Source organism: Streptomyces sp. NBC_01237 (genome assembly GCF_035917275.1).
In the GTDB taxonomy this organism is placed as follows: domain Bacteria; phylum Actinomycetota; class Actinomycetes; order Streptomycetales; family Streptomycetaceae; genus Streptomyces.
Window position 1 is genome coordinate 2690636 of record NZ_CP108508.1, and the last position, 24080, is coordinate 2714715.

Sequence of the window (24080 nt, forward strand, 5' to 3'; positions counted from 1 at the left end):
GTGGTGATCGGGTGACGAGCGGGCGAATGCTTCAGATTACCGGCGGGCGCACCCCTCGGATCAAATCGGTGGGGGGTCGAGCGATCTTCGGGCGCCCTTCCGGGCATCTCATCAGCCTTGTTGACAATCGTTTCCACTTTTGTTGAAAATGACTGTCATGAACGTACGCCGCCTCATACCCACCGCCGTCGTCGCCGGATCAGTAGCGCTCGGCCTCACCGCGCTCTCCGGCTGCGCCGGCTCCGACGCCACCGACCGCGGGAGCGGTGACAAGCTGAAGGTGGTGGCGTCCTTCTACCCCATGCAGTTCCTGGCCGAGGAGATCGGCGGGAAGCACGTCGACGTCACCACCCTGACCAAGCCGGGTGTCGAGCCGCACGACCTGGAGCTCACCCCGCGGCAGATAGGCGGCCTGAGCGACGCCGACTACGTCCTCTACCTCAAGGGCATCCAGCCCGCCGTCGACGACGCGATCGCCCAGTCCGGGGTCAAGGACAGCGTCGACGCGGCGAAGCTCACCACGCTGGAGGACCACGGCGCCGAGGTCGGAGGTCACGAGGGCGAGGAGCACGGCCACGAGCACGAGGGCGGGGAAGCGGGCGCCGACCCGCACATCTGGCTGGACCCGGTGAAGTACGCCGAGGTCGCCAAGGGCGTCGGGAAGTCCCTCCAGAAGGCGGACCCCGACCACGCCGCGGACTACGCGAAGAACACGACCGCCCTGGTCGACAGGCTGGGCGCGCTGAACACGTCGTTCGAGACCGGTCTGCGGGACACCGCCACCAAGACCTTCATCACCACCCACTCCGCCTTCGGATACCTGGCCGAGCGCTACGGGCTCACCCAGGAGGGCATCGCCGGGATCGACCCCGAGGCCGAGCCCAGCCCGGCCCGGATCCAGGAGATCCACACCGTCGCGGAGAAGAGCAGGGCCACCACCGTCTTCTTCGAGACGCTGGCCAGCGACAGGACCGCCAGGACCCTCGCGAAGGACACCGGCCTCAAAACCGATGTCCTGGACCCGCTGGAGGGAATCACCGGCGCGTCCAAGGGCGCTGACTACATCGAGGTCATGGAGTCCAACCTGGCCGCGCTGCAGAAGGCACTCGGCGCGAAGTGACCGACGTAACACCCGCCCCACCCGCAGCAGCATCGGAGGCGCTCATGCCTGAGCCCGGGAGTACCGCACCAGAAGCCGTGATCAGCCTGCGCGGCGCCACGGCCACCCTCGGCGCACGCCCCGTGCTGCGCGGTGTCGACCTGACCGTCCACCGCGGTGAGGTCGTGGCCCTGCTCGGCGCCAACGGCTCCGGCAAGTCCACCGCCGTCCGCTCCGTCATCGGCCAGGTCCCGCTCACCGGCGGCACCGTCGAACTGTTCGGCACCGAGCTGCGCCGCTTCCGCCAGTGGGGGCGCGTCGGCTACGTACCGCAGCGCACCACGGCGGCGGGCGGCGTCCCCGCCACGATCCGCGAGGTCGTGGCCTCCGGGCGGCTGTCCCGTACGAAGCTGCGGCTGCCCGGCAGGGCGGACCGGGCGGCCGTCGACCGGGCCATCGAGCTCGTCGGCCTCACCGACCGCGCCAAGGACTCCGTGAGCGCCCTGTCCGGCGGCCAGCACCAGCGGGTCCTGATCGCCCGCGCCCTCGCCGCCGAACCGGAACTGCTGATCATGGACGAGCCGATGGCCGGGGTCGACCTGGCCAGCCAGGAGATCCTCGCCTCGACCCTGCGCGAGCAGGTGGCCGCCGGCGTCTCCGTCCTGCTCGTCCTGCACGAACTCGGCCCGCTGGAGCCCCTGATCGACCGGGCGATCGTGCTGCGCGACGGCTGTGTGACGCACGACGGCCCGCCCCCCGAGGCCCTGGGCCAGCACGCCCTCCCCGGCCACGACCACGTACACCCCCACGCGGCTTCCGAGCCCGTCCGGACGGGACTGCTGACCTGATCATGCTGGAATTCCTGAACCCCCCCTTCATGCAGCGGGCCCTGATCGCGGCCGTCCTGGTCGGCATCACCGCCCCCGCCATCGGTATCTACCTGGTCCAGCGCCGCCAGGCCCTGATGGGCGACGGCATCGGCCACATCGCGATGACCGGGGTCGGCCTCGGCTTCCTGCTCTCCACCAGCCCCGTCTGGATGGCCACGGCCGTCGCCGTGGCCGGTGCGGTCGTCATGGAGCTGATCCGCTGGTACGGACACACCCGCGGCGACATCGCCCTGGCCATGCTCTTCTACGGCGGCATGGCGGGCGGCGTCATGCTGATCAACATGTCCGACACCGGCTCCAACGCGAACCTGATGTCGTACCTCTTCGGCTCGCTGTCCACGGTCTCCGAGTCCGACGTCACCGCGATCTGCGTCCTGGCCGCCTTCGTCGTGCTGGTGACCGTGGGACTGCGCAGGCAGCTGTTCGCGGTCAGCCAGGACGAGGAGTTCGCCCGTGTCACCGGACTGCCGGTGCGCGCGCTGAACCTGCTGGTCGCGGTCACGGCCGCGGTCACCGTCACCGTCGCGATGCGCGTCGTCGGACTGCTGCTGGTCAGCGCGCTGATGGTGGTGCCCGTCGCGGCGGCGCAGCAGATCTCGAAGTCCTTCAAGGTGACGTTCGTCCTGGCCGTCGTCATCGGCACCGTCGTCACCCTCGCGGGAACGGTGACGACGTACTACCAGGACGTGCCCCCCGGCGCCACGATCGTGCTGATGGCCATCGCCGCGTTCGTCCTGCTGACCGCGCTCGCCACGCCGCTCGCGAAACGGCGCGCCCGTGCGAACACGGCGGACCGGGACGGGTGCACCCTTGAGGTACCGGCCGCCCGCCAGGTCACGGAGGACGTGCGGGCCTGACCGGGTCACCGGGGCGGGCTGGCACAATGGCCCGACAGATGAACGGGCGACACGAGGAGGCACCAGTGGCCACGGCGCCGATCAGTGGCACGAACGCAGCCCCGGTACGCGGCCGGTCCACCCGGCAGCGCGCGGCGGTCGCGGCGGCGCTCGACGGGGTGGACGAGTTCCGCAGCGCACAGGAGCTGCACGATGTGCTCAAACACCGCGGCGACTCGGTGGGACTGACCACGGTCTACCGCACCCTTCAGTCCCTCGCCGACGCGGGCGAGGTCGATGTGCTGCGCACGACCGAGGGCGAGTCGGTATACCGGCGGTGCTCCACCGGCGACCACCACCACCATCTGGTGTGCCGGATCTGCGGCAAGGCCGTCGAGGTCGAAGGACCCGCGGTGGAGCAGTGGGCCGAGACGATCGCCGAACAGCACGGCTATGTGAACGTCGCGCACACCGTGGAGATCTTCGGGACCTGCGCGGAGTGCGCGCGGACCGAGAGCTGACACCCGGGCCCGCGAACGCCCCGGGGCTCGCGAACGGGGGCCGGAGAACCGGCCCCCGACCCGCTCAGCCCTGCTGGACCGCCGCCTCCTCGGCCCCGCCGAAGCGGCGGTCCCGCTGTGCGTACTCCAGACAGGCGCGCCACAGGTCGCGGCGGTCGAAGTCCGGCCACAGGACGTCCTGGAAGACCATCTCGGCGTAAGCGCTCTGCCAGATCAGGTAGTTAGAGGTGCGCTGCTCGCCGCTCGGGCGCACGAAGAGGTCCACGTCCGGCATGTCCGGGTAGTAGAGGTACTTCGCGAACGTCTTCTCGTTGACCTTCGACGGGTCGAGCTTCCCGGCCGCCACATCCCGCGCGATGCGCTGCGTGGCGTCGGCGATCTCGGCGCGGCCACCGTAGTTGACGCAGAAGTACAGCGTCATCCGGTCGTTGTCCTTGGTCTGCTCCTGGGCGACCTGGAGTTCCTGGACGACGGACTTCCACAGCTTCGGCATCCGGCCCACCCAGCGGATGCGGATGCCCAGCTCGTCCATCTCGTCGCGGCGGCGGCGGATGACGTCCCGGTTGAAGTTCATCAGGAACTTCACCTCGTCCGGCGAGCGCTTCCAGTTCTCGGTGGAAAAGGCGTACAGCGAGAGGTTCTTGACGCCCATCTCGATACAGCCCTTGAGAACGTCCATGACGACGCCCTCACCGACCTTGTGGCCCTCCGTGCGCGGGAGACCCCGCTCCTTGGCCCAGCGGCCGTTACCGTCCATCACGACGGCGACGTGCTGGGGCACGAGCTCGCCGGGGATCTTCGGAGGCGTCGCGCCGGAGGGGTGCGGCTCGGGGGTCTTGTACGTGCGCCGGTTACGGCCGCCGAGGATCCCGCGTACTGCCATGAGCTTCTCAGTCTCCCTGTGTCACTTCTCTACGTACCGCAGCGAGCGCAGTCCGCGCTCCAGATGCCAGTGCAGATAGGCGGACACCAGTCCGCTCCCCTCCCTGACATGACGCGCCTCGCACCCGTCCGCCGTCTCCCAGTCACCGGTGAGCAGCGCACTCAGCAGTACGAGGGCCTCCGCCGAGGGTACGACGCTCCCGGGCACCCGGCAGTCGCCGCATACGACCCCGCCCGACGCGACGGAGAAGAACCGGTTCGGTCCGGGCATTCCGCACTTCGCGCAGTCCTCGAAACTGGGGGCGTAGCCGTTGACCGCGAGGGAACGCAGCAGGAACGCGTCGAGGATGAGATGCGGCGCGTGCTCCCCCCGGGCGAGGGTGCGCAGCCCGCCGACGAGCAGCAGGTACTGCTGGACCGCGGGCTCGCCCTCGTGGTCGGTGAACCGCTCGGCGGTCTCCAGCATCGCGGTGCCCGCGGTGTAGCGGGCGTAGTCGGCGACGATGCCGCCACCGTACGGAGCGATCGTCTCGCTCTGGGTGCACAGCGGAAGGCCGCGGCCGATCAGCTCGCTGCCGCGGGCGAAGAACTGCACGTCCACATGGGAGAACGGTTCGAGGCGGGCGCCGAATTTGGACTTGGTGCGGCGCACCCCGCGGGCGACGGCGCGCACCCGGCCGTGGCCGCGGGTCAGGATCGTGATGATCCGGTCGGCCTCGCCCAGTTTCTGCGTACGCAGCACGACGCCATCGTCCCGGAACAAGCTCATGCACCCATTGTCGCCCACCGGGCGGCCGGGCCGTCGGTGACGGTTACGAGGGGGTGCGGGCGGCCGCCGCGAGGAGGCGGGCGGTGTCGTCGGCGCAGAGCTGGAGCGCGCTGCCGACCGTGGTCAGCACCTCGCGTTCCGCCGGGCTGTACGGGCCGTCGGCCAGTGCGATCCTGGCGCCCTGGAGCAGCACCGACTCGCGTCCCGCGGTGGCCAGGTGGGGCGCGAGGGGGCCCAGGACCTCGTGCAGCTCGATGGCGAGGGTCGGCCCGCACGCCTCGGCCGCGGGGTCGGCGCCGGGGCCGTGACCGGTGTCGGCGGCGAGCACCTCGACGATGGTGAAGAGCTGTTCCCGGGTGCAGTCGTCGAGCCCGGCGTCGCGCACGGTGGCGACCGCGGTGTCCAGGACCGTGCGGGAGGTGGTGCCGCCGGCCGCGAGGACGCCGAGTGTGACCGTGTGCACGGCCTCCCGGAGCATCGCGGAGAACCGGGTGGTGGTGGGGTGGTCGAGGGCGTCGGTGGCGAAGTGCGCCCGGCAGACGGCGCATTCGACGACGGGCCCCGCGCTGCCGCGCCGCAGCAGTGGCACACCGAGCACGGTGAAGCGCCGACGCCCGGTGAGGCGGCGGTAGTTGCGGTCGCCCCCGCAGCCGGGGCAGAAGAACTCGCCGTCACCGACGGCGTCCCAGACGGTGCGGATGCCGTAGATGACCGGCTTCAGAGCGCGTTGTCCCCTGGCTGACCGCACGTCGTGCACCTCCGTAACGCTCCGGCAACATTGCCGTGTGTTGGACGTGATGTTAGCCACATGCGTGAGGCGACGTCAGTATCCCGGAGGTCACAACCCCCGGATATGGCCGAACCCCGCCCACCGCGAGCGGGTGGACGGGGTTCTCGGACCGTGTCGTTCCGGGGTCAACCGGACTCCCGTACGAAGGGGTCCGGTCGCGTGTCAGCGGGTCGCGCGGTTGACCGCGGAGACGACCGCCTTGAGCGAGGCGCGCGTGGTGTTGGCGTCGATGCCGATGCCCCACAGCACCTTGCCGTCGATCGCGCACTCGATGTACGAGGCGGCCTGGGCGCTGGCACCCTCGCTCATCGTGTGCTCGGTGTAGTCCAGCAGGCGGGCGTCGATGCCGATGGCCTGCAGCGCTTCGAAGAACGCGGAGATCGGGCCGTTGCCGGTACCGGTCAGTACGGTGTCCGTGCCGTCGACGGTGGCCTCGACGGTCAGGGTGTCCTTGCCGTCGGTGTCGGTCGTGGTCTGACCGGAGCGGATCTGTACGCGCCCCCAGGCGTTCCGCGGGTTCGGCAGGTACTCGTCCTGGAAGGTGGACCAGATCTGGGCCGGGGTGACCTCGCCGCCCTCGGCATCGGTCTTGGCCTGAATGATCCGGGAGAACTCGATCTGCATCCGGCGCGGCAGGTCCAGCTTGTGGTCGTTCTTCAGGACGTAGGCGATTCCGCCCTTGCCGGACTGCGAGTTGACCCGGATGACGGCCTCGTACGAGCGGCCGACGTCCTTCGGGTCGATCGGCAGGTACGGCACCGCCCACTCGATGTCGTCGACGGTCCTGCCCCGGGCGGCCGCGTCGGCCTCCATGGCGTCGAAGCCCTTCTTGATGGCGTCCTGGTGGGAGCCGGAGAAGGCGGTGTAGACCAGGTCGCCCGCGTAGGGGTGGCGCGGGTGGACCTCCATCTGGTTGCAGTACTCGCTGGTGCGGCGGATCTCGTCGATCTGCGAGAAGTCGATCTGCGGGTCGACGCCCTGCGAGAAGAGGTTCATGCCCAGCGTGACCAGGTCGACGTTGCCGGTGCGCTCGCCCTGGCCGAACAGACAGCCCTCGATCCGGTCCGCGCCGGCCATGATGGCCAGCTCGGCGGCGGCGACGGCGGTGCCGCGGTCGTTGTGCGGGTGGACCGACAGACAGACGAACTCGCGGCGCGACAGGTTGCGCGACATCCACTCGAACCGGTCCGCGTGCGTGGACGGCGTCGAACGCTCCACGGTGGCGGGCAGGTTCAGGATGATCTCGCGGCCCTCCTCGGGCTGCCAGACGTCGCAGACGGCCTCGCAGACCTCCAGGGCGAAGTCCAGCTCGGTGTCGGTGAAGATCTCCGGGCTGTACTGGTAGCCGAAGATCGTCTCCGGGCCCAGGATCTTCTCGGCGTACTCCATGACCAGCCGGGTGCCGTCCACCGCGATCTGCTTGACCTGCTCCTTCGTGCCGCGGAAGACCACGCGGCGGAAGGTGGGGGCGGTGGCGTTGTACAGGTGGACGGTGGCGCGACGGGCACCGACCAGTGACTCGACGGTCCGCTCGATCAGCTCTTCGCGGGCCTGCGTCAGGACGGAGATCGTCACGTCCTCGGGGATCGCGCCCTCTTCGATGATGGAGCGCACGAACGCGAAGTCGGTCTCGCCGGAGGACGGGAAGCCGACCTCGATCTCCTTGTAGCCCATGCTCACGAGCAGATCGAACATCTCGCGCTTGCGGGCCGGGGACATCGGGTCGATCAGCGCCTGGTTGCCGTCGCGCAGATCGGTGGACAGCCAGCGCGGCGCCACGGTGATCCGGCTGTCGGGCCAGGTGCGGTCGGGGATGTCCACGGCGTCGTAGCCGCGGTACTTGTGGACCGGCATCCCGGACGGCTTCTGCAGCTGCGTCGCGTTGGTGACCGGTGTGGGGCGGCCGACGGAATCACCGGAATCGGACGGACCGGAAATGTTCGTGGCGGTCATGGCGTAGGGCTCCTCGGGGGTCCGGCAAGGGGAACGGCCGACTGTGTCGCTGCAGCACCAGACTCCGCGGGGAGGGGGTCGGCCTACGACTACAGGCCCTCGCCGCGGCAGCTAAGGAGAAGCAGCCCGAAACGCATGATGCGACGAGAGTAACCGAGAGACACCCGGGGCGTCGGCCCGTATCAGTATGCGGGACCGGGCATCCATGACGGGTAAACAGTGACTCATCACTCCATTTCGTCAATCACCGTCGCAACCAGTGACAGGGCGATGACGGAGTGCCACAGTCGATGTATGCAGCCCCGAACCGACGACGGGTTCCGCCCCGTCTTCTGCACCATCGTGCCGCCCCATCTCCTCGACAAGCTGTCGCAGTCCGACGACCCGCTCCTCGCCGAACCGGCGCGCCGCACCCTGGCCGCCGACGGCAACCGGCGCACCAGGCGCCGGATGACCGCCCTGGCCGGCTCCCCCGCCGCCCCGCCCACCGCGGGCGCCGTGCCCACCAAGCCGCACCGCACCCTGTACGACTGCCGCCACCGCACGGACCTGCCGGGCCACCGGGTCCGCGCCGAGGGCGAGGAGCCCACCGCGGACGCCAGCGTCAACCGCGCGTACGCGGGCCTCGGCGCCACGTTCGAACTGCTGCTCACGGCCTACGGGCGCAGCTCGATCGACGGCAAGGGCCTGCCGCTGATCGGCTCCGTGCACTACGACGAGAAGTACAACAACGCGTTCTTCGACGGCGAGCAGATGGTCTTCGGGGACGGTGACGGGGAGATCTTCCTGGACTTCACCGTCGCCGTGGACGTCATCGCCCACGAGCTGGCCCACGGGCTGACCCAGTACACGGCCAATCTGACGTACGAGGGCCAGGCCGGCGCGCTCAACGAGTCGGTCTCCGACGTCTTCGGCTCGCTGGTCAAGCAGTACTCCCTGGGCCAGACCGCCGAGCAGGCCGACTGGCTGATCGGCGAGGGTCTCCTCGCGCCCCGGGTCAGCGGGGTGGCGCTGCGCTCGATGAAGGCTCCGGGCACGGCGTACGACGACGATGTGCTCGGCAAGGACCCGCAGCCCGCGTCGATGGACGACTACATCGAGACGGACGAGGACAACGGCGGGGTGCACCTCAACTCCGGCATCCCCAACCGCGCCTTCTACCTGCTGGCCACCGCGCTCGGCGGCAGCGCCTGGGAGCGGGCGGGCCAGATCTGGTTCGACGTGCTGACCGGCGGTGAGCTGACGGCGAACGCGGACTTCGCCGAGTTCGCCCGGCTGACCGTGGCCGCCGCACGCGAACGCTTCGGGGAGGGTGACGAGCGCGAGGCGGTCCTGAAGGCATGGTCGGAGGTGGGCGTACCGACCGCTTGAGTCCCGCACACGGGGACTCCCCGGCCGATGTCCCGCCCCCGTGCGGACTCGATCGCTTGAGTCCCTCCCCCGCCCCGGCTAGACAGGACCCATGCGTATTCAGGTGAGTCGGACCGGCGGTTTCGCGGGCATCGCACGCCACCGCGAGGTGGACACCTCGGGGCGGCCGGACACGGCCGAGTGGGAGACCCTGGCCAAGGAGGCACTCGCGGCCGGCCGGGACAGCCCGCCGACCGGGGTGCCGGACGGGTTCCGGTACCGCCTCACGATCGGCGACCGGACCGTGTACTGCGCTGACCCCGATCTGACCGGGGCGCAGCGCACGCTGATCTCACGCATCCTCAAGGAGGGTGCGTGAGATCGGCGCCCGTCGCGGGAGACCGGGCCTGTCGTCGTGTGGGACGGGCCCGGTGAGGACATGCGGGAACGGCCGGAGGCGCGCCGTTCCCGCAGCGGTCAGAAGCCGAGCTTCCGCAGCTGCTTCGGATCGCGCTGCCAGTCCTTGGCCACCTTCACATGCAGGTCCAGGAAGACCGGCGTACCGAGCAGCGCCTCGATGTGCTTGCGCGACTTGGTGCCGACCTCCTTCAGCCGCTTGCCCTTCGGGCCGATGATGATGCCCTTCTGGCTGGGGCGCTCGATGTAGACGTTCGCGTGGATGTCCAGCAGCGGCTTGTCCGCCGGGCGGTCCTCGCGCGGCAGCATCTCCTCGACGACGACCGCGATGGAGTGCGGCAGCTCGTCGCGCACGCCTTCCAGCGCGGCCTCACGGATCAGCTCCGCGACCATGACCATCTCGGGCTCGTCGGTGAGGTCGCCCTCGGGGTAGAGCGGCGGGCTCTCCGGCAGGAGCGGGGCGATCAGGTCGGCGAGCAGGCTGACCTGCTGGTCCTTGACCGCGGAGACCGGGACGATCTCGGCCCACTCGAAGCCGAGCTCCTCACCGAGGCGGGAGACGGCGAGCAGTTGCTCGGCGAGCGCCTTGGAGTCGACCAGGTCGGTCTTGGTGATGATCGCGATCTTCGGGGTCTTCTTGATGCCCGCGAGTTCCTTGATGATGAACTTGTCGCCGGGGCCGAGCTTCTGGTCGGCGGGCAGGCAGAAGCCGATGACGTCGACCTCCGCCCAGGTGGTCCGCACGACATCGTTCAGCCGCTCGCCGAGCAGCGTGCGCGGCTTGTGGAGGCCGGGGGTGTCGACCAGGATCAGCTGGGCGTCGTCGCGGTGCACGATGCCGCGCACCGTGTGCCGGGTGGTCTGGGGGCGGTTGGAGGTGATCGCCACCTTCTGACCGACCAGAGCGTTCGTGAGGGTGGACTTGCCCGCGTTGGGGCGGCCCACGAAGCAGGCGAAGCCGGCCCGGTGGGGGGCGTTGTTCTCCGCCTGCTGCGCAGCAGCTTCTGGGTTCGGTCGAGCGCTCATGGCGACCATTCTCCCCGATCCCGGCGGCTGCGCCGCACAGCGGTCCGCACCGGGGCTTGTCGCGGACGCCTCAGGAGGTGCGCGCACGGCCCCGGCGGGCCCGTATCCACAGCCCCGTACCCGCCGCGACGATCACCCCGAGGGCCGCCGCGACCAGCCAGGGCAACGCGATGTACGGGGCGGTCGCGGACTCGCGGGTGTCCCGGGCGGTGGCGGTGAGACGGATCTCGCCCCATTCGAACTGGGGCGCCCCGGCCCAGGTCTCCGTCAGCCGCACCTGCTGGCGGGGCAGCAGCTCGGAGGGGATCTTCTTGAGGTCACGGGCGAGCAGGGTGCGGCCGAAGAGTCCCTCGGCCCGGAGGGCGACCTCGGGGTTGAGTGTGACGTTGCCGCGGTTGCGCAGGGTGTACGAGATGACGGCCCGGCTCTTTCCGGTGCCGGGGACCAGGGGCCGGCTGTGCTCGACGCGGATGTCGTCGACGGAGAGCGCGGGCATGGTGGGCCCGTTCACCCGCAGATAGATCCGGGCGCCGACGGCCTTGCGGACGCCGAGGGCTACGGCGCCCTGCTCCGCGTCCTCGACCCGCTCGTCGAGGGCGACGAGGGCACCCGGGTGGTCGCCGGGTTCGGCGTCCTCGGGGACGGTGATGGTGACCGGGACGGTGACCGAACCGCGCGCCTTCACGGTGACCCGGTCGCGGCCGGTTCGCGCCCAGGCGCCGATGGAGCGCTGCTTCTCGTCCTGCGCGCGGACCGCGAACCCGCCGTCGCGTGCGGTGTTGTACGCGTCGGCCGCGTACAGCCGGAAGGTGAGCGGCCGGGCGGTCTTGTTGGTGACGGTGACCCGGTCGGTGAGCGTGGCGCCGGGGTCGGCGGAGAGATAGAAGTACGGCCGCGCGGCGGACCGGGCGGCGGCCGGGTAGACGGACCAGCTGCCGTTGTCGGCGGCGTGGGCGGCGGGCGGCGCGATCAGCAGCAGGACGCCGGTGAGGAGGAGTACGGAGAGCTTGCGCACGGTGCGGGACCCCCAGGGAGCTTGCGGAGCTTGTCCGGACGGAGCGGGCGGGCCGGGTGCGCGCCCGGCCCGCCCGGTGGATCAGGGCCGCGTGCCGTCAGGTGAGGGTGAGCGTCAGCACTCCGGAGTACGCGCCGGTGGCGGTGTACGCCGGTACGTCCAGCGCGAGCCGGGCGTCGACGCGGAACTCACCTCCGGTGGACGCGCCGTCGGGGGTGGAGGCCAGAGTGGCGCCCGCGCTGCCGACCGGGCCCTCGGAACCGGCCGCGCAGGTGCTCGGGCTGCCGGGCTTCGTCGCGCAGACCGGGGTCCAGCGCAGCGCGCCGGCGCCGATCCTCGCGTCGCCGGGGCCCTGGAAGTCGGTGACCCTGCCGGTCAGGGACCAGCCCGCGGGACCACCGCGGTAGTCCTCGACCGTCACCGTCCGCAGGGAGCCGCGGGAGGCGCCGCCCCGGCCGAAGTCGACCGCCGACATCTCCACGCCGTCGCCGTCCTGGACCATGGAGAGCGTGCCCGCCCGCACGGACGCGGTGAGCCGCTGGCTGCCGTCGGGAATCTGGCCGCCGCCGTCGGTCGCGACGATCGTCCGTGAGACGGGGGCGGGCGGGTCCATCACCGTGCACGGGGTGTCCAGCTCCATGAGATAGCTGGTGTGGATGTTGTAGTCGCCGGGCGACAGGGTGATCTCACCGGGCGCGGTGACCGTGAACGTGCCCGTCATCGAGAACGACGGGAACGCGCCCTTGCCGGGGACCGGCTCGTTCTTCCTCGGACCGGCGACCGTGACCTCGGCGGACTGCGCACCGGCCACGACGACCTTCCCGGTCGGCGTCATGATGTCGGCGGGCAGCGCCAGATCGACGGGGTTGCTCGCGGCGGGCTCGACCACGGTGTACGTCACCGTGACCGTGTCGCCCACCTTCGGGGCGGCGTTGTCGACGGCGATCTCGGCGGTGGTGGGACCGTCGATGGGCGGGATTCCGGCGATGGGCGGCGGGACGCAGTGGGTGGGGAAGTCCACCGCGGCGGAGTCCGCCGTCCTGGCCAGGGCCGGACCGCCGCCGAGCACTCCCGAGCCGGCGACGACGAGTGCGGTGACGCCCAGCGCGGCGGCCCGGCGGTGCCACGGGCCGGGGGATCTTCGCATGGCTGCTCGCATGAACGGGTGCCCCTCCTGCGGGATGGCGGCACAGCGGCTCCTCTGCGCCGGCGGGGGGCCATTGACGGCCCCGGCCGGAAAGAAGTCAAGGGAGACGAATCGCGTCGACCGATGGCCCATCGGACGCTGTCATGATCCCGTCCCGCCACAACGCCGGACGCCCCGCACCGTGGAGGTGCGGGGCGTCGGAGCAGAGCCGTGCGGGCGCGCCGCGCCGGGGGCACGGGCGGAGCCGACGGGCCGGGGGCGGCACGCCACCGGCCGGTACGCCGCTGCCGTATCAGCCCGCCGTCACCCTGACCCGTACGGTGCCGTCGGGCCCGGCGAGCAGCACCGGGGTGTCCGGCCCGCCCAGGTCCCGTACCGCCGCCCGGTCCGCGTCCGAAGGGGTCTCGGCCGCGGAGACGACCGCGGCGGCCTCCAGCGAAGTGGCACCGCTGGCCACCGCCATCGCGACGGCGGTCTGCAGGGCACTCAGCTTCAGCGACTCCAGCTCCACCGTGCCCGCGACATACGTGCGCCCCGTCTCGTCCCGTACGGCCGCGCCCTCGGGCACCCCGTTGCGGGCGCGGGTGCTGCGTGCCAGCGTGACGATCTTGCGGTCCTCGGGGTCGAGGTCGGTGCTCTCAGTCATGGCACGAGCATACGAAGCGGGCGGACCCGGACGCGGCAACGGGGTGCCTCACCCCGGCACCGGGTACATGGAACCGCGCCGGCCCTCCGGTGAGGCCAGCCACTGGAGCTTGCTCTCCGTGCCGGTGGCCGGCAGCGGGGTGTGCAGCACGATCGCCAGATCGGGCCGGGCCGGCACCCGGAGGTGGGTGGACTCCACGGACAGGGTGCCCACCACCGGGTGGTGCAGCTCCTTGCGGACCTGGCCGCCCGGGGCGACGTCGCGCCGCTGCCACAGTTCGGCGAACTCGGCGCTCGCCCCCTTCGCCTCGTCGATGACGGCCCGGAAGCCCTCGTCGTCCGGGCACTCCGAGCAGGCGGCCCGGAACTGCGCCACGACCTGCGGGGCGAGCGCGGACCAGCCGGTCCCGGACCGGGAGCGGTAGACGGGATCGGTGAAGAAGGCGATCAGACAGTTCTGCACGATGCCGGGGCGCATGCCCAGCACCATCGAGGCCGCGTCGTTGTACAGCACGGTGTTCCAGTAGCGGTCCATGATGTGGGCCGGGAACGGCATCCAGGCGTCGATCAGCCGGGTCAGCCCCTCGCACATGTCCGCGTGGGCCGGGTCGACCTCGGCCGGGGGCGGGTTCAGCCCGGCCAGGGAGTAGAGGTGACGGCGCTCGGCGCTGCTGAGCCGCAGCACCCGGGCGACCGCGTCCAGCACGTGCGGGGAGACGGTGATGTCGCGCCCCTGCTCCAGCCACTGGTACCAGGAGACGCCCACTCCGGCGAGGACGGCGACCTCCTCGCGGCGCAGTCCGGGGGTGCGGCGACGGGCACCGCCGTCCGGCAGACCCGCCTCGGCCGGGGTGACCCGGGCCCGTCGGCTCATCAGGAATTCGCGCAGTTCGGCGAGCCGGTGCGCCTTGATGCCGTCCGTCGCGTGCTGGGCCGGTGTGGCCACGTACTCCCCCTGCTGTCCGTGCGCGCTCCTGCCTGGTGGTGCGAGCAACAGGATAAGTTCCCGCTCCCCACGGATATTCCGGTCGCCGCAGGGTGGGGCCATGGCGATCGACACTCCCCCTTCCCCTGCCTCCCCGGCCTCCCGCACCCCGGCACCCGCCGACGCCCCGGAACGGCTCTCCGGCCGGGCCCGGCTGGTCCTCTTCGTGCTGTGCGCCGCCCAGTTCATGGTGGCGCTCGACTTCTCCGTACTGAATGTGGCACTGCCGGTACTCGGCGAGGACCTGGGCCTGAGCACGTCCGGGCTGCAATGGGCGGTCACCGCGTTCGCCCTGCCGTCCGGCGGATTCCTGCTGCTGTTCGGCCGGATCGCCGATCTGTACGGCAGGCGCAGGCTGTTTCTCGCCGGGCTCGTCGTCTTCGGGGCTTCCTCGCTGCTGGCGACACTGGCCTGGGACCCGGCCTCGTTCCTGGCCGGGCGGGCGTTGCAAGGGCTCGGTGCGGCCGTGATCGTGCCGACCGGGATGTCGCTGCTGACCACCACGTTCCCGGAGGGCCCGCTGCGGGACCGGGCGCTGGGAATCAGCGGAACCCTGCTCTCGCTGGGCTTCACGGTGGGCATGGTGGCGGGCGGCGTACTGACCGACACACTGGGCTGGCGTTCCACGATGGGGCTGCTGAGCATCGCCGCCGCCGTGGTGCTGGTGCTGGCCCCGAAGGTGCTCGGCGAGTCGCGTACGACGGACCGGCCGAAGCTCGACGTGCCGGGCGCGGTGAGTGTGACCGGTGGTCTGCTGGCCCTGATCTACGCCCTGTCGACGGCGGCCGAGCGCGGGTTCGACGGCGCGGACGTCCTGGTCACGCTGGTCCTGGGCGTGGCCCTGCTGATCGCCTTCGTGGTCGTGGAGTCCCGCTCGGCGGCACCCCTGGTCTCGCTGCCGATGCTGCGGCGGCGGACGGTGGCCTTCGGGAATCTGGGCGGTCTGATCACCTTCTCGATGATGAGCACCGTCGTGTTCGTCCTGACCCTGTACCTCCAGGAGGTCCTGGACCTGTCCGCCCTCGGGACGGGGCTGGTCTTCGGGGTGCAGGGAGTGTTCTCGGTACTGGCCGGGATGTACGCCCCCAAGCTCATCGGCCGTATCGGCGCCCGCCGGACGCTGGCCCTGTCGCTGCTCGGCCAGGGCGTGTTCATCGGCGCGCTGCTGGGACTCGGCGAGGAGTCGGGCGTCCTGCTGGCGACCGCGGCCGTCTCACTGGCGAGCATGTGCCACCTGGGCGCGATCATCTCGTACGGCCTGGCGGTGACCTCGGGTGTCCCGGACGAGGAGCAGGGCCTGGCGACGGGGCTGGTCACCACGACCCAGCAGGTCGGCATCACCGTCGGCATCCCGCTGCTGGGGGTGCTGGCGACCACGCAGGACGTGCTGTTCGACGGCGTACGGACGGTGGTGGCGGTGGCCGCGGCGATCCTGCTGGTGGCCGGAGCGGCGGTGGCGGCGGGGTTGCGCCGCGGATGAACAGGCCCACGGGCCCGCTCCACGGCAGGTCACACCGTGGAGCGGGCCCGCGGGGGCGTGCGAGGACCGTGGCCGGGGCGCGCTACGGCCGGTCCAGCCGCAGCCGTTCCGCTTTCGGCAGGCCCGCCACCACCAGGTCGTACGAGTCCTCGATCAGCTCGCGCAGCTTCCGGTCCGGCACCCCGGAGACCGTCACCGTGTTCCAGTGGCGTTTGTTCATGTGCCAGCCGGGGACGATCGCGGCATGCTCCTCCCGGAGCCGTACCGCCTCGTCCGGGTCGCACTTCAGGTTGACCGTCAGTGGCCGCCCGTCCAGCGCGCTGAGCGCGAACATCTTGCCGAGCACCTTGAAGACCGAGGTCTCCGGGCCGAACGGGAACTCCTCCGCGCTCGCGTTGAACTCCAGGCAGAACGCCCTCAGCCGCTCCGGTGTCATTCCGCTTGTGCCCCTTCCGGCTCCACCAGCACCGTGACGATCTTGTTCCGCCGGCCCGCCGGGGACTCCGCGGTCAGTCGGAGCTTCCTGCTGTCGGGCAGGTCGACCACCGCGGACGCACCGGCGATCGGGACCCGGCCGAGCGCCTTCGCGAGAAGCCCGCCGACCGTCTCCACGTCCTCGTCGTCGTACTCGTCGATCCCGAACAGCTCGCCGAGGTCGCCGATGTCGAGGCGTGCGGTCACCCGGTAGCAGCCGTTCTCCAGCTCCTGGACCGGCGGGAGTTCGCGGTCGTACTCGTCGGTGATCTCGCCGACGATCTCCTCCAGGATGTCCTCGATCGTGACGATGCCGGCCGTGCCGCCGTACTCGTCGATGACGACCGCGACATGGCTGCGGTCCTGCTGCATCTCCCGCAGCAGGTCCCCGGCGTTCTTCGTGTCCGGCACGAACGCCGCGGGCCGCATCGCCGTGGAGACCAGATCGGCCTCCGACTCCCGGTTGATGTGCGTCTTGCGGACCAGGTCCTTGAGATAGACGATGCCGACTATGTCGTCCTCGTTCTCCCCGGTCACCGGAATCCGCGAGAAACCGGAGCGCAGGGCGAGCGTCAGGGCCTGCCGGATCGTCTTGTAGCGCTCGATGCAGACCAGGTCGGTGCGCGGCACCATCACTTCGCGCACGAGCGTGTCGCCCAGCTCGAAGACCGAGTGCACCATGCGGCGCTCGTCGTCCTCGATCAGCGACTCCGCCTCCGCGAGGTCGACCATCGCCCGCAGTTCCGCCTCGCTGGCGAACGGGCCCTTGCGGAACCCCTTGCCGGGGGTGAGCGCGTTGCCGAGGAGGATCAGCAGCTGGGGGATCGGGCCCATGACCCTGGCCAGCGGCAGCAGGACGTACGCCGCCGCCGTCGCCGTGTTCAGCGGGTGCTGGCGGCCGATGGTGCGCGGGGAGACCCCGATAGCGACATAGCTGACGAGGACCATCACGCCCATCGCCACGGCCAGCGCCTCCCACGTCTGCGGGAACTCCTTCAGGCAGGCGTAGGTGACGAGCACCCCGGCGGACATCTCGCAGGCGACCCGCACCAGCAGGGCCACATTGAGATAGCGGGTCGGGTCGGCCGCGATCTGCGCCAGCTTCGCGCTGCCGCGCCGCCCCGCCCGTACCGCCTCCGCCGCCCGGAAGCTCGACGTGCGGGCGATGCCCGTCTCCGCGCAGGCCGCCAGCCAGCCGACGACGACCAGCAGAACGGCACCCGTGATGAGCGGGAGGCTCACGAGACGGTGGGGGCGGGCGAGGCGCCGGTGAGTCCGTGCTCGCCGCGCCAGCCGTCGACGATGGCCGCCTGAAGACCGAACATCTCGGCCTTCTCGTCCGGCTCCTCGTGGTCGTAGCCCAGCAGATGCAGCACTCCATGAACGGTCAGGAGCTGAAGCTCCTCGTCCATGGAGTGCTGGGTCTCCGCCTCTTCGCCCTGCTTCTTCGCGACCTCCGGGCAGAGCACGATGTCACCGAGGAGCCCCTGCGGGGGCTCCTCGTCGTCCTTGGCCGGCGGACGCAGTTCGTCCATCGGGAAGGACATGACATCCGTCGGACCGGGGAGGTCCATCCACTGGATGTGGAGCTGCTCCATGGCGTCGGTGTCCACCACGATCACCGAGAGTTCGGACAGCGGGTGGATCCGCATCCGGGCGAGCGCGTAGCGGGCGATGTCGAGGATCGCCTGCTCGTCGACCTCGGTTCCGGACTCGTTGTTGACGTCGATCGACATGGTGCGCTGCGACTACTTCCCGTTGTGGCTGTCTCGGCTGTCGTACTTCTCGTACGCGTCGACGATACGGCCGACCAGCTTGTGCCGGACGACATCCTGGGAGGTGAGCCGGGAGAAGTGCACGTCCTCGACACCCTCCAGGATGTCCTGCACCTGCCGCAGACCGCTCTTGGTGCCGCTCGGCAGGTCGACCTGGGTGACGTCACCGGTGACGACGATCTTCGAGTCGAAGCCGAGCCGGGTGAGGAACATCTTCATCTGCTCGGCGCTGGTGTTCTGCGCCTCGTCGAGAATGATGAAGGCGTCATTCAGGGTGTTGTGCGTCAGCAGATAGTCCTGGGTGACGTACAGCGAGTCCTCGGCCGCCACCTGAATGCACACGGCCTCCTCACGGCCCGCCGGCTCGATGCTGTCGATGAAGCGCATGGGGCGTCCGCCGCCCCCGGCAGCGTGGTACGTGTCCGCCTTGCGGGCGAGGCGGAAGGGCTCGATGCCCTCGGGAAGACGGATATCGACGACATGGGCGTCATAGCGGTGGTGCACCTCCCGCCCCTGGGCGAGGCCGGGTGCCCGCCCTTCGGCGGACCGGCGGCGCGTGTACGCGACGCCTCCCAGCGACCGCACGAGGGCGATCACATCGTCCCGCAGGGCGATCGACGACGTCGAGTACTGGATACGGCAGGTGCGGTCCGCCTGTGTGACCGGACCGCCGTCGGAGTCGAGGAGCCCCTGCAGCACTCCCAGGCGCACCTCGGCGGAGTTGAGCAGATAGCCGTCCGGGACGAACTTGGAGTGCGACCGGGTCCCCAGCAGGTCCAGCTGACGCAGGATGCCGGTGACGGGGTTCTCCAGGGTGACCACGTCGCCCGGCGCCTTGATCCGGTTAAGAACGTAGTCCGGCCCGCCCCGGTGCCGCAGGGTGACGCCCGTAAGCGCTCCCTCCAGTGCCTCGGCCAGCTCCGGGTCGGCCGTGGCGTACGACGGCGTGGTGGAGCCGGTGAGGCATCCGTCGCCGAGCAGGAGCCCCAGCGCGTACGGATCCATGGGAACGTCACGCTCGGGGTGGCTCACCGGCGCGGTCAGCATCGGCAGCTCGTAGCGGCGGGCGTGCGCCGCGCGGAGGTCGCCGATCATCTCCCGGGTCTCCAGGACCCGCCACGGCTTGTCGCGGCGGCGGTCGGAGGCCGTGCGAACGGTCCACAGGTGCTCGCCGCAGCACAGCGTCCAGGAGCCGTCCTGTGCGCTGACGCGGTAGATGTCCTTCTCGCCCTGCGGGTAGACGCCCAGCACCGGGGTCGGCTCGCCGTTCGACCCGATGACGAGGTCACCGACCCGGAGATCGCCGATGGGGCACCAGCCGTCCGGCGTCAGGACGTTGGTGAAGACGGGTTGCGCCCGGCCACGCATATAGGCCAGCGGCGCCACCTCGATCGTGCCCGCCGCCATCAGCCGCGGGATCGAGTCGGGGTCGAGCATGTCGTGGAGTGCGTCGTAGAGCGGGCGCAGATACGGGTCGATCTTGTCGAAGAGCGTGCCCGGCAGGAAGCCGAGCCGCTCCCCCGCCTCGACGGCGGGCCGGGTCAGGATGATCCGGCTGACCTGCTTGGACTGGAGGGCCTGGACCGCCTTCGCCATGGCGAGGTAGGTCTTGCCCGTGCCGGCGGGTCCGATGCCGAAGACGATCGTGTGCTTGTCGATCGCGTCGACGTACCGCTTCTGGTTGAGGGTCTTGGGGCGGATGGTGCGGCCGCGGCTGGAGAGGATGTTCTGTGTGAGCACCTCGGCGGGTGTCTCGCCGTGCGGGCCCCCCTGCCCGTTGCCGCTCGCCCGGAGCATGGCGATCGACCGTTCCACTGCGTCCTCCGTCATCGGCTGCCCGGTGCGGAGCACCAGCATCATCTCGTCGAACAAGCGCTGGATCAGGGCGACATCGGCTGCCTCGCCCGTGGCACTGATCTCGTTGCCCCGGACATGGATGTCGGCCGCCGGGAAAGCCGTTTCGATCACGCGCAGCAGCGAGTCGCCCGATCCCAGGAGCATCACCATGGGGTGTGCGGCCGGAATCCTGATCTGGGCACGCGCCTGCGGCTGTGTGGGTGTCTGAGTCATGGGCCGGCCCTCGGGCCTGCGCATACCTCCCGTTGCAGGGTTCTCGCTGCTCGACAACCTCTGGATTACCAAGCCTACGACTCGCCACCGACAACACCGAGAGGTTTTACCGGGCACGTGTTCGCCGGCTCACCCGCTCACTGACGGAAGCCGATCGTCGGCACCGCGCGGCGCAGCGGCCAGGAGCGGGCGGCGGCGGGCAGCAGTTCCTGGAGGAACGCGTACCGCTCCAGCGCGGCCGGGTCCTGGTCGGCGCAGGTGCGCACCTGCTGCCACCAGGCGGCGATCTCCACCCAGCCGGGAGCCGACAGCGAACCGCCGAACTCCTGCACCGAGAGGGCCGCGGTCAGCCCGGCGAAGGCCAGCCGGTCGGCCAGCGGCCAGTTGGCGAGGGTTCCGGTGACGAACCCGGCGACGAAGACATCACCGGCCCCGGTCGGATCGAGTGCCGCCACGGCGATGGCGGGCACCTCGGCCGTGGCGCCGGTCCGCCCGTCGACGGCGTACGCGCCTTCCGCGCCCAGGGTGACCACGGCGAGGGGCACGCGGTCGGCGAGTGCGTGGGCGGCGGCTCGCGGGCAGTCGGTGCGGGTGTAGCGCATCGCCTCCTCGGCGTTGGGCAGGAACGCCTCGCAGTGCGCCAGGTCCGGCAGCGCGTCCAGGTCCCAGCGGCCGGTCTCGTCCCAGCCGACGTCGCCGAAGATCCGGGCGCCGTGCCGGGCGGCGGAGGCCACCCAGGGTTCGCTGCGGCCCGGGGCGAGCGAGGCGATGGCGGCCCGTGCGCGCGGCGGGCAGTGCGGGAACGTCCGGCCGGGCACGGTGGCCATGGCGGGGGCCGGCGCCTCGTGGCCGTGGGAGACCATCGTCCGCTCGCCCTCGTAGGCCATGGAGACCGTGACCGGTGAGTGCCAGCCGGGGACGGTGTGGGACATCGACAGGTCGATGCCTTCGCCCTGTTCGAGGGCGTCCCAGCAGTACTCCCCGTAGTGGTCGTCGCCGAAGGCCGCGGCCAGTGAGGTGTGCAGGCCGAGCCGGGCGAGGGCGGTGGCCATGTTGGCGACACCGCCGGGGCTGGAGCCCATGCCCCGTGCCCAGGACTCGGTGCCGCGCACCGGGGCGCTGTCCAGCCCGGTGAAGATGATGTCGAGGAAGACCGTGCCGGTCAGGAAGACGTCGCACGCGGGGTCCTGCGGGGCGCGCAGCGCCAGCAGCGGGTCGATGCCTGGAATGTCTGTGCTCACCGTGCGCTCCCCGGCCGTGGCGGATCTGGTCCGTGCGTTCGCTGCGCGATCCGGTCAGTGTGCCCGATTCGCGTCGCCGGATGGGGCGTTTGCGCCGTGCCGCTCAGACCGACCTGACCTGCATAAACATGCGCTGTTACCCGGCTCCGGAGTGCATAAACGCATAAGTGACCTAGATCACACTGGAGCGGCTTTCGATCGACTGGGAGCACTTGATACAAATTGGCCCGCGAGCACCGTTGGGGGCTGTTACCGACGAGTGCCCCATCTCCCCTCATTTTCCGCTTTTCCCCCTTGCCCCACCCCTGTCTTCACCCTGGCTTCACCCCCCTCGCTCCACCCTCCCCGCCTTGCCACCCCCTGCCTTCTCAGGCATGTCTTCAGGAACGCCCATGTCCTCGCGCCCTCGCGCCGCGTGGCCCTTGGTTGCCGTGTTCACCGCCGGTTACCTCGCCGCCTATCTGCTCCCCACCATCGTCGGCCGGCTCAGCGTCCATCTGGGCCTCAGTGCGGCCCAGGCCGGCCTGGTCGGCAGTGCACTCCTGCTGAGTTCGGCCAGTGCCGGTTTCACTCTGGCGGGCCGCGTCGAGCGCTGGGGGGCGCGGAGACCGGCACGTATCGGACTGACGCTGGCGATAGTGGGCTACGGCTGTGCCGCGCTGGCCGGGTCCGTTCCGCTGGTGGTCCTGGGCGCGATGATCGGTGGCCTCGGTTCCGGTACGGCGACCGCCGTCGCCGCGGCCGGGATCGCCGCCCAGCGCGACCCGCACCGGACCTCGTCGCTCGGGCTGCTCACCGTCTCCGCGACCGCGGGCGCCCTCTATCTGACGATCCCGCACCTGGAAGGCGGCCACCGGCTGCCGTTCGCCTCGATCGCGCTGGTCGCCCTGCTCGTCTGGCCCGCCACCGCACGGCTCGGTACCGCCACGGCGGCGCAGAGCCCGGCGCAGGTCTCCGGACGCCTGCCGCACCGCCGCTCCGGTCTGGTGCTGGCGGCCGGGATGCTCATCTGGTCCATGGCGCAGAACGCGCTGTGGGGTGTGAGCAGCCGCATCGGTGTCGCACAGGTGGGGCTCTCCGAGGTCACCATCGGCGCGGTGTTCGCCGCCGCGCTCGGAGCCGGGCTGCTCGGTGTGATGGGTGCCGGAATGCTGGGCGCGCGGCTCGGCAGGGCGGTGCCGATCGGTCTCGGCACGATGATCATCGCGGTGAGCATCGTGCTCAGTTCCTCGGCGCGGGACCTCGGTTCGTTCGCGACCGGCGAGATCCTGTGGAACACCGTCTACCCGGTGGTCCTGTCGTATCTGATCGGCCTCGCCGCCTCGCTGGACATACGCGGTCGCTGGGCGGTCCTCGCGGGCTCGGCCTCGTCCGTCGGGGTGGCCTGCGGCCCGCTCCTGGGCAGTGTGCTCTCCGAGCAGGCCGGTTACCCGGCGATGGGCCTGGTCCTGGGAGCGGTCACGCTGCTGGTGGCGGCCCCCGTCACCGCCGTCGCGCTGCACACCGGTGGCCGTCCGCTGGTGCCCGGTTCGGTCCGCCGTCGCGGTGGTGCCCCGGCCGCGCTGCTCGCCGCGACCACCGGTGGCCTGCCCGGCGCCGTGCCCAAGCTCGGTTCACCGGAACAGGCCGTCACGGAGCTCGTGGTGCCCGCCCTGCGCCGCAGGCGCCTGGGCCGGAACGCGTTCCGGACGGCCGGTCCGGCGGGCGGGTCCGGTCAGTCGAACGCGTACGCCTCGACCTCGGAGAGGTAGCGCGCCCTGCGCTCCTCGTCGTGGTCGAGGAAGGCCGCCTCGAAGGAGTTGCGGGCCAGCGTGCGCAGCTGTTCGTGGTCCAGGGCGAGCGCCTCGTGGACCGCGTGGAAGGTGTCTCCGACGTACCCGCCGAAGTAGGCGGGGTCGTCGGAGTTCACCGTGCAGAGCAGCCCGGCGGCCATCATCTCCCGCAGGGGGTGATCCTCCAGGATGTCGATGGCGCGCAACCGTACGTTGGACAGCGGGCAGAGCGTGAGCGGGATCCGGTCCGCGACCAGCCGCCGTACCAGGCCGGGGTCCTCCATACAGCGCAGTCCGTGGTCGATGCGCTCGACGCCCAGGACGTCCAGGGCCTCCCGGATGTACTCCGGCGGGCCCTCCTCGCCCGCGTGGGCGACCCTGCGCAGCCCGAGCGCCGCGGCCGCCTCGTACACCTCACGGAACCGGGCGGGCGGGTTGCCGACCTCCGCCGAGTCCAGGCCGACGGCGCTGATCCGGTGCAGATACGGCTTCGCCGCCTCCAGGGTCTCCATGGCCGATTCGGCCGACCGGTCGCGCAGGAAGCACAGGATCAGCTGGGTGGAGATGCCGTGCGTCTCCTCGCTGCGCTCCAGCGCCCTGCCGAGTCCCTCGATCACGGTGCCGATCGGGACACCGCGGGCGGTGTGCGCCTGCGGGTCGAAGAAGATCTCCGCGTGCCGTACGCCCTGGGCGGCGGCGCGGGTGAGGTAGGCGTCGGCGAGTTCGGTGAAGTCGTCCTCGGTCCGCAGCACCGCCATCAGCGCGTAGTACAGGTCGAGGAAGGTCTGGAGGTCGTCGAAGAGGTAGGCGGTGCGCAGCTCCTCGGTGGTGGCGTACGGCAGCTTCACCCCGTTGCGTCTCGCGAGCGCGAAGGCCAGCTCGGGTTCGAGGGTGCCTTCGATGTGGAGGTGGAGTTCTGCCTTGGGGAGGTGCACGTCGTCTC

At 70.9% G+C, this 24080-nt stretch carries 23 protein-coding genes; 8 read left to right on the forward strand and 15 right to left on the reverse strand.

Translation table 11 applies throughout. The features are described from left to right. Positions 1 to 157: 157 nt before the first annotated feature. The 4 genes from OG251_RS11960 (at position 158) to OG251_RS11975 (ending at position 3346) form a co-directional block, all read left to right on the forward strand. Positions 158 to 1120, forward strand: a complete 963-nt coding sequence (locus OG251_RS11960) for a metal ABC transporter substrate-binding protein (RefSeq protein WP_326677146.1) — start codon at positions 158 to 160, stop codon at positions 1118 to 1120. 44 nt (positions 1121 to 1164) lie between these two features. Beyond that, entirely contained in the window at positions 1165 to 1947 is a 783-nt protein-coding gene (locus OG251_RS11965) for a metal ABC transporter ATP-binding protein (RefSeq protein ID WP_326677147.1), read from the forward strand. Continuing rightward, positions 1947 to 2846, forward strand: coding sequence for a metal ABC transporter permease (locus OG251_RS11970; protein ID WP_326681233.1), 900 nt, complete (start codon positions 1947 to 1949; stop codon positions 2844 to 2846). Before OG251_RS11965 ends, OG251_RS11970 begins: the two co-directional genes overlap by 1 nt. Positions 2847 to 2911: 65 nt before the next feature. Further along, a complete protein-coding gene (locus tag OG251_RS11975) occupies positions 2912 to 3346 on the forward strand; it encodes a Fur family transcriptional regulator (RefSeq protein WP_326677148.1) in 435 nt (144 codons plus the stop codon). 64 nt (positions 3347 to 3410) lie between these two features. On the opposite strand, the gene OG251_RS11980 is transcribed toward OG251_RS11975, so the two are convergent. From OG251_RS11980 to leuA, 4 genes are all read right to left on the reverse strand, one after another. Continuing rightward, positions 3411 to 4229: an isoprenyl transferase gene (locus OG251_RS11980; RefSeq protein ID WP_326677149.1), complete on the reverse strand. Its 819-nt coding sequence runs from the start codon at positions 4227 to 4229 to the stop codon at positions 3411 to 3413. A 21-nt stretch (positions 4230 to 4250) separates the two neighbouring features. Continuing rightward, complete coding sequence (gene recO, locus OG251_RS11985) at positions 4251 to 4997, reverse strand: DNA repair protein RecO (RefSeq protein ID WP_073724542.1); 747 nt, start codon at positions 4995 to 4997, stop codon at positions 4251 to 4253. 43 nt (positions 4998 to 5040) lie between these two features. Continuing rightward, on the reverse strand, positions 5041 to 5745 hold the full coding sequence (locus OG251_RS11990) for a tellurite resistance TerB family protein (protein WP_326677150.1): 705 nt from the start codon (positions 5743 to 5745) through the stop codon (positions 5041 to 5043). Positions 5746 to 5949: 204 nt separating this feature from the next. Then, positions 5950 to 7740: a 2-isopropylmalate synthase gene (leuA, locus tag OG251_RS11995; RefSeq protein WP_326677151.1), complete on the reverse strand. Its 1791-nt coding sequence runs from the start codon at positions 7738 to 7740 to the stop codon at positions 5950 to 5952. Between the two features lie 294 nt (positions 7741 to 8034). Here leuA and OG251_RS12000 point away from each other — a divergent pair, with 294 nt between their 5' ends. Continuing rightward, positions 8035 to 9111: a M4 family metallopeptidase gene (locus OG251_RS12000; protein ID WP_326677152.1), complete on the forward strand. Its 1077-nt coding sequence runs from the start codon at positions 8035 to 8037 to the stop codon at positions 9109 to 9111. 91 nt (positions 9112 to 9202) lie between these two features. After that, positions 9203 to 9469 (forward strand): protealysin inhibitor emfourin, encoded by a 267-nt coding sequence (locus tag OG251_RS12005; RefSeq protein WP_326677153.1) that lies wholly within the window; start codon positions 9203 to 9205, stop codon positions 9467 to 9469. A 98-nt stretch (positions 9470 to 9567) separates the two neighbouring features. On the opposite strand, the gene era is transcribed toward OG251_RS12005, so the two are convergent. The 5 genes from era to OG251_RS12030 all read right to left on the reverse strand — a co-directional run bounded on the left by era (position 9568) and on the right by OG251_RS12030 (position 14286). Further along, complete coding sequence (era, locus tag OG251_RS12010; RefSeq protein WP_198953375.1) at positions 9568 to 10542, reverse strand: GTPase Era; 975 nt, start codon at positions 10540 to 10542, stop codon at positions 9568 to 9570. Between the two features lie 61 nt (positions 10543 to 10603). Then, entirely contained in the window at positions 10604 to 11548 is a 945-nt protein-coding gene (locus OG251_RS12015) for a WxL protein peptidoglycan domain-containing protein (RefSeq protein WP_326677154.1), read from the reverse strand. Positions 11549 to 11645: 97 nt separating this feature from the next. Next, a complete protein-coding gene (locus OG251_RS12020; protein WP_326677155.1) occupies positions 11646 to 12707 on the reverse strand; it encodes a beta-xylosidase in 1062 nt (353 codons plus the stop codon). A gap of 280 nt (positions 12708 to 12987) precedes the next feature. Beyond that, positions 12988 to 13341, reverse strand: a complete 354-nt coding sequence (locus OG251_RS12025) for a cytidine deaminase (RefSeq protein ID WP_326677156.1) — start codon at positions 13339 to 13341, stop codon at positions 12988 to 12990. A gap of 48 nt (positions 13342 to 13389) precedes the next feature. Next, a complete protein-coding gene (locus OG251_RS12030; RefSeq protein WP_385890540.1) occupies positions 13390 to 14286 on the reverse strand; it encodes a helix-turn-helix transcriptional regulator in 897 nt (298 codons plus the stop codon). Positions 14287 to 14386: 100 nt separating this feature from the next. Between OG251_RS12030 and OG251_RS12035 the strand changes: the two genes are divergently transcribed. After that, a complete protein-coding gene (locus tag OG251_RS12035) occupies positions 14387 to 15805 on the forward strand; it encodes an MFS transporter (protein WP_326677157.1) in 1419 nt (472 codons plus the stop codon). Between the two features lie 82 nt (positions 15806 to 15887). Here OG251_RS12035 and OG251_RS12040 read toward each other — a convergent pair whose 3' ends face one another. The 5 genes from OG251_RS12040 to OG251_RS12060 form a co-directional block, all read right to left on the reverse strand. Next, positions 15888 to 16241: an MmcQ/YjbR family DNA-binding protein gene (locus tag OG251_RS12040; protein WP_073724523.1), complete on the reverse strand. Its 354-nt coding sequence runs from the start codon at positions 16239 to 16241 to the stop codon at positions 15888 to 15890. Then, entirely contained in the window at positions 16238 to 17521 is a 1284-nt protein-coding gene (locus tag OG251_RS12045) for a hemolysin family protein (RefSeq protein WP_326677158.1), read from the reverse strand. Before OG251_RS12045 ends, OG251_RS12040 begins: the two co-directional genes overlap by 4 nt. Then, on the reverse strand, positions 17518 to 18015 hold the full coding sequence (ybeY, locus tag OG251_RS12050; RefSeq protein WP_073724519.1) for an rRNA maturation RNase YbeY: 498 nt from the start codon (positions 18013 to 18015) through the stop codon (positions 17518 to 17520). The genes OG251_RS12045 and ybeY overlap by 4 nt, the downstream gene beginning before the upstream one ends. 12 nt (positions 18016 to 18027) lie before the next feature. Continuing rightward, positions 18028 to 20124, reverse strand: coding sequence for a PhoH family protein (locus OG251_RS12055; RefSeq protein WP_326677159.1), 2097 nt, complete (start codon positions 20122 to 20124; stop codon positions 18028 to 18030). Positions 20125 to 20261: 137 nt separating this feature from the next. Further along, positions 20262 to 21365 carry a carbohydrate kinase family protein gene (locus OG251_RS12060; RefSeq protein WP_326677160.1) on the reverse strand — a complete coding sequence of 368 codons (1104 nt, stop codon included), beginning with the start codon at positions 21363 to 21365 and terminating at the stop codon, positions 20262 to 20264. A gap of 392 nt (positions 21366 to 21757) precedes the next feature. Here OG251_RS12060 and OG251_RS12065 point away from each other — a divergent pair, with 392 nt between their 5' ends. Further along, a complete protein-coding gene (locus OG251_RS12065) occupies positions 21758 to 23116 on the forward strand; it encodes an MFS transporter (RefSeq protein WP_326677161.1) in 1359 nt (452 codons plus the stop codon). On the opposite strand, the gene OG251_RS12070 is transcribed toward OG251_RS12065, so the two are convergent. Next, on the reverse strand, positions 23080 to 24072 hold the full coding sequence (locus tag OG251_RS12070; RefSeq protein WP_326677162.1) for an adenosine deaminase: 993 nt from the start codon (positions 24070 to 24072) through the stop codon (positions 23080 to 23082). The two genes, OG251_RS12065 and OG251_RS12070, sit on opposite strands and share 37 nt — an antisense overlap. Positions 24073 to 24080 lie beyond the last annotated feature (8 nt).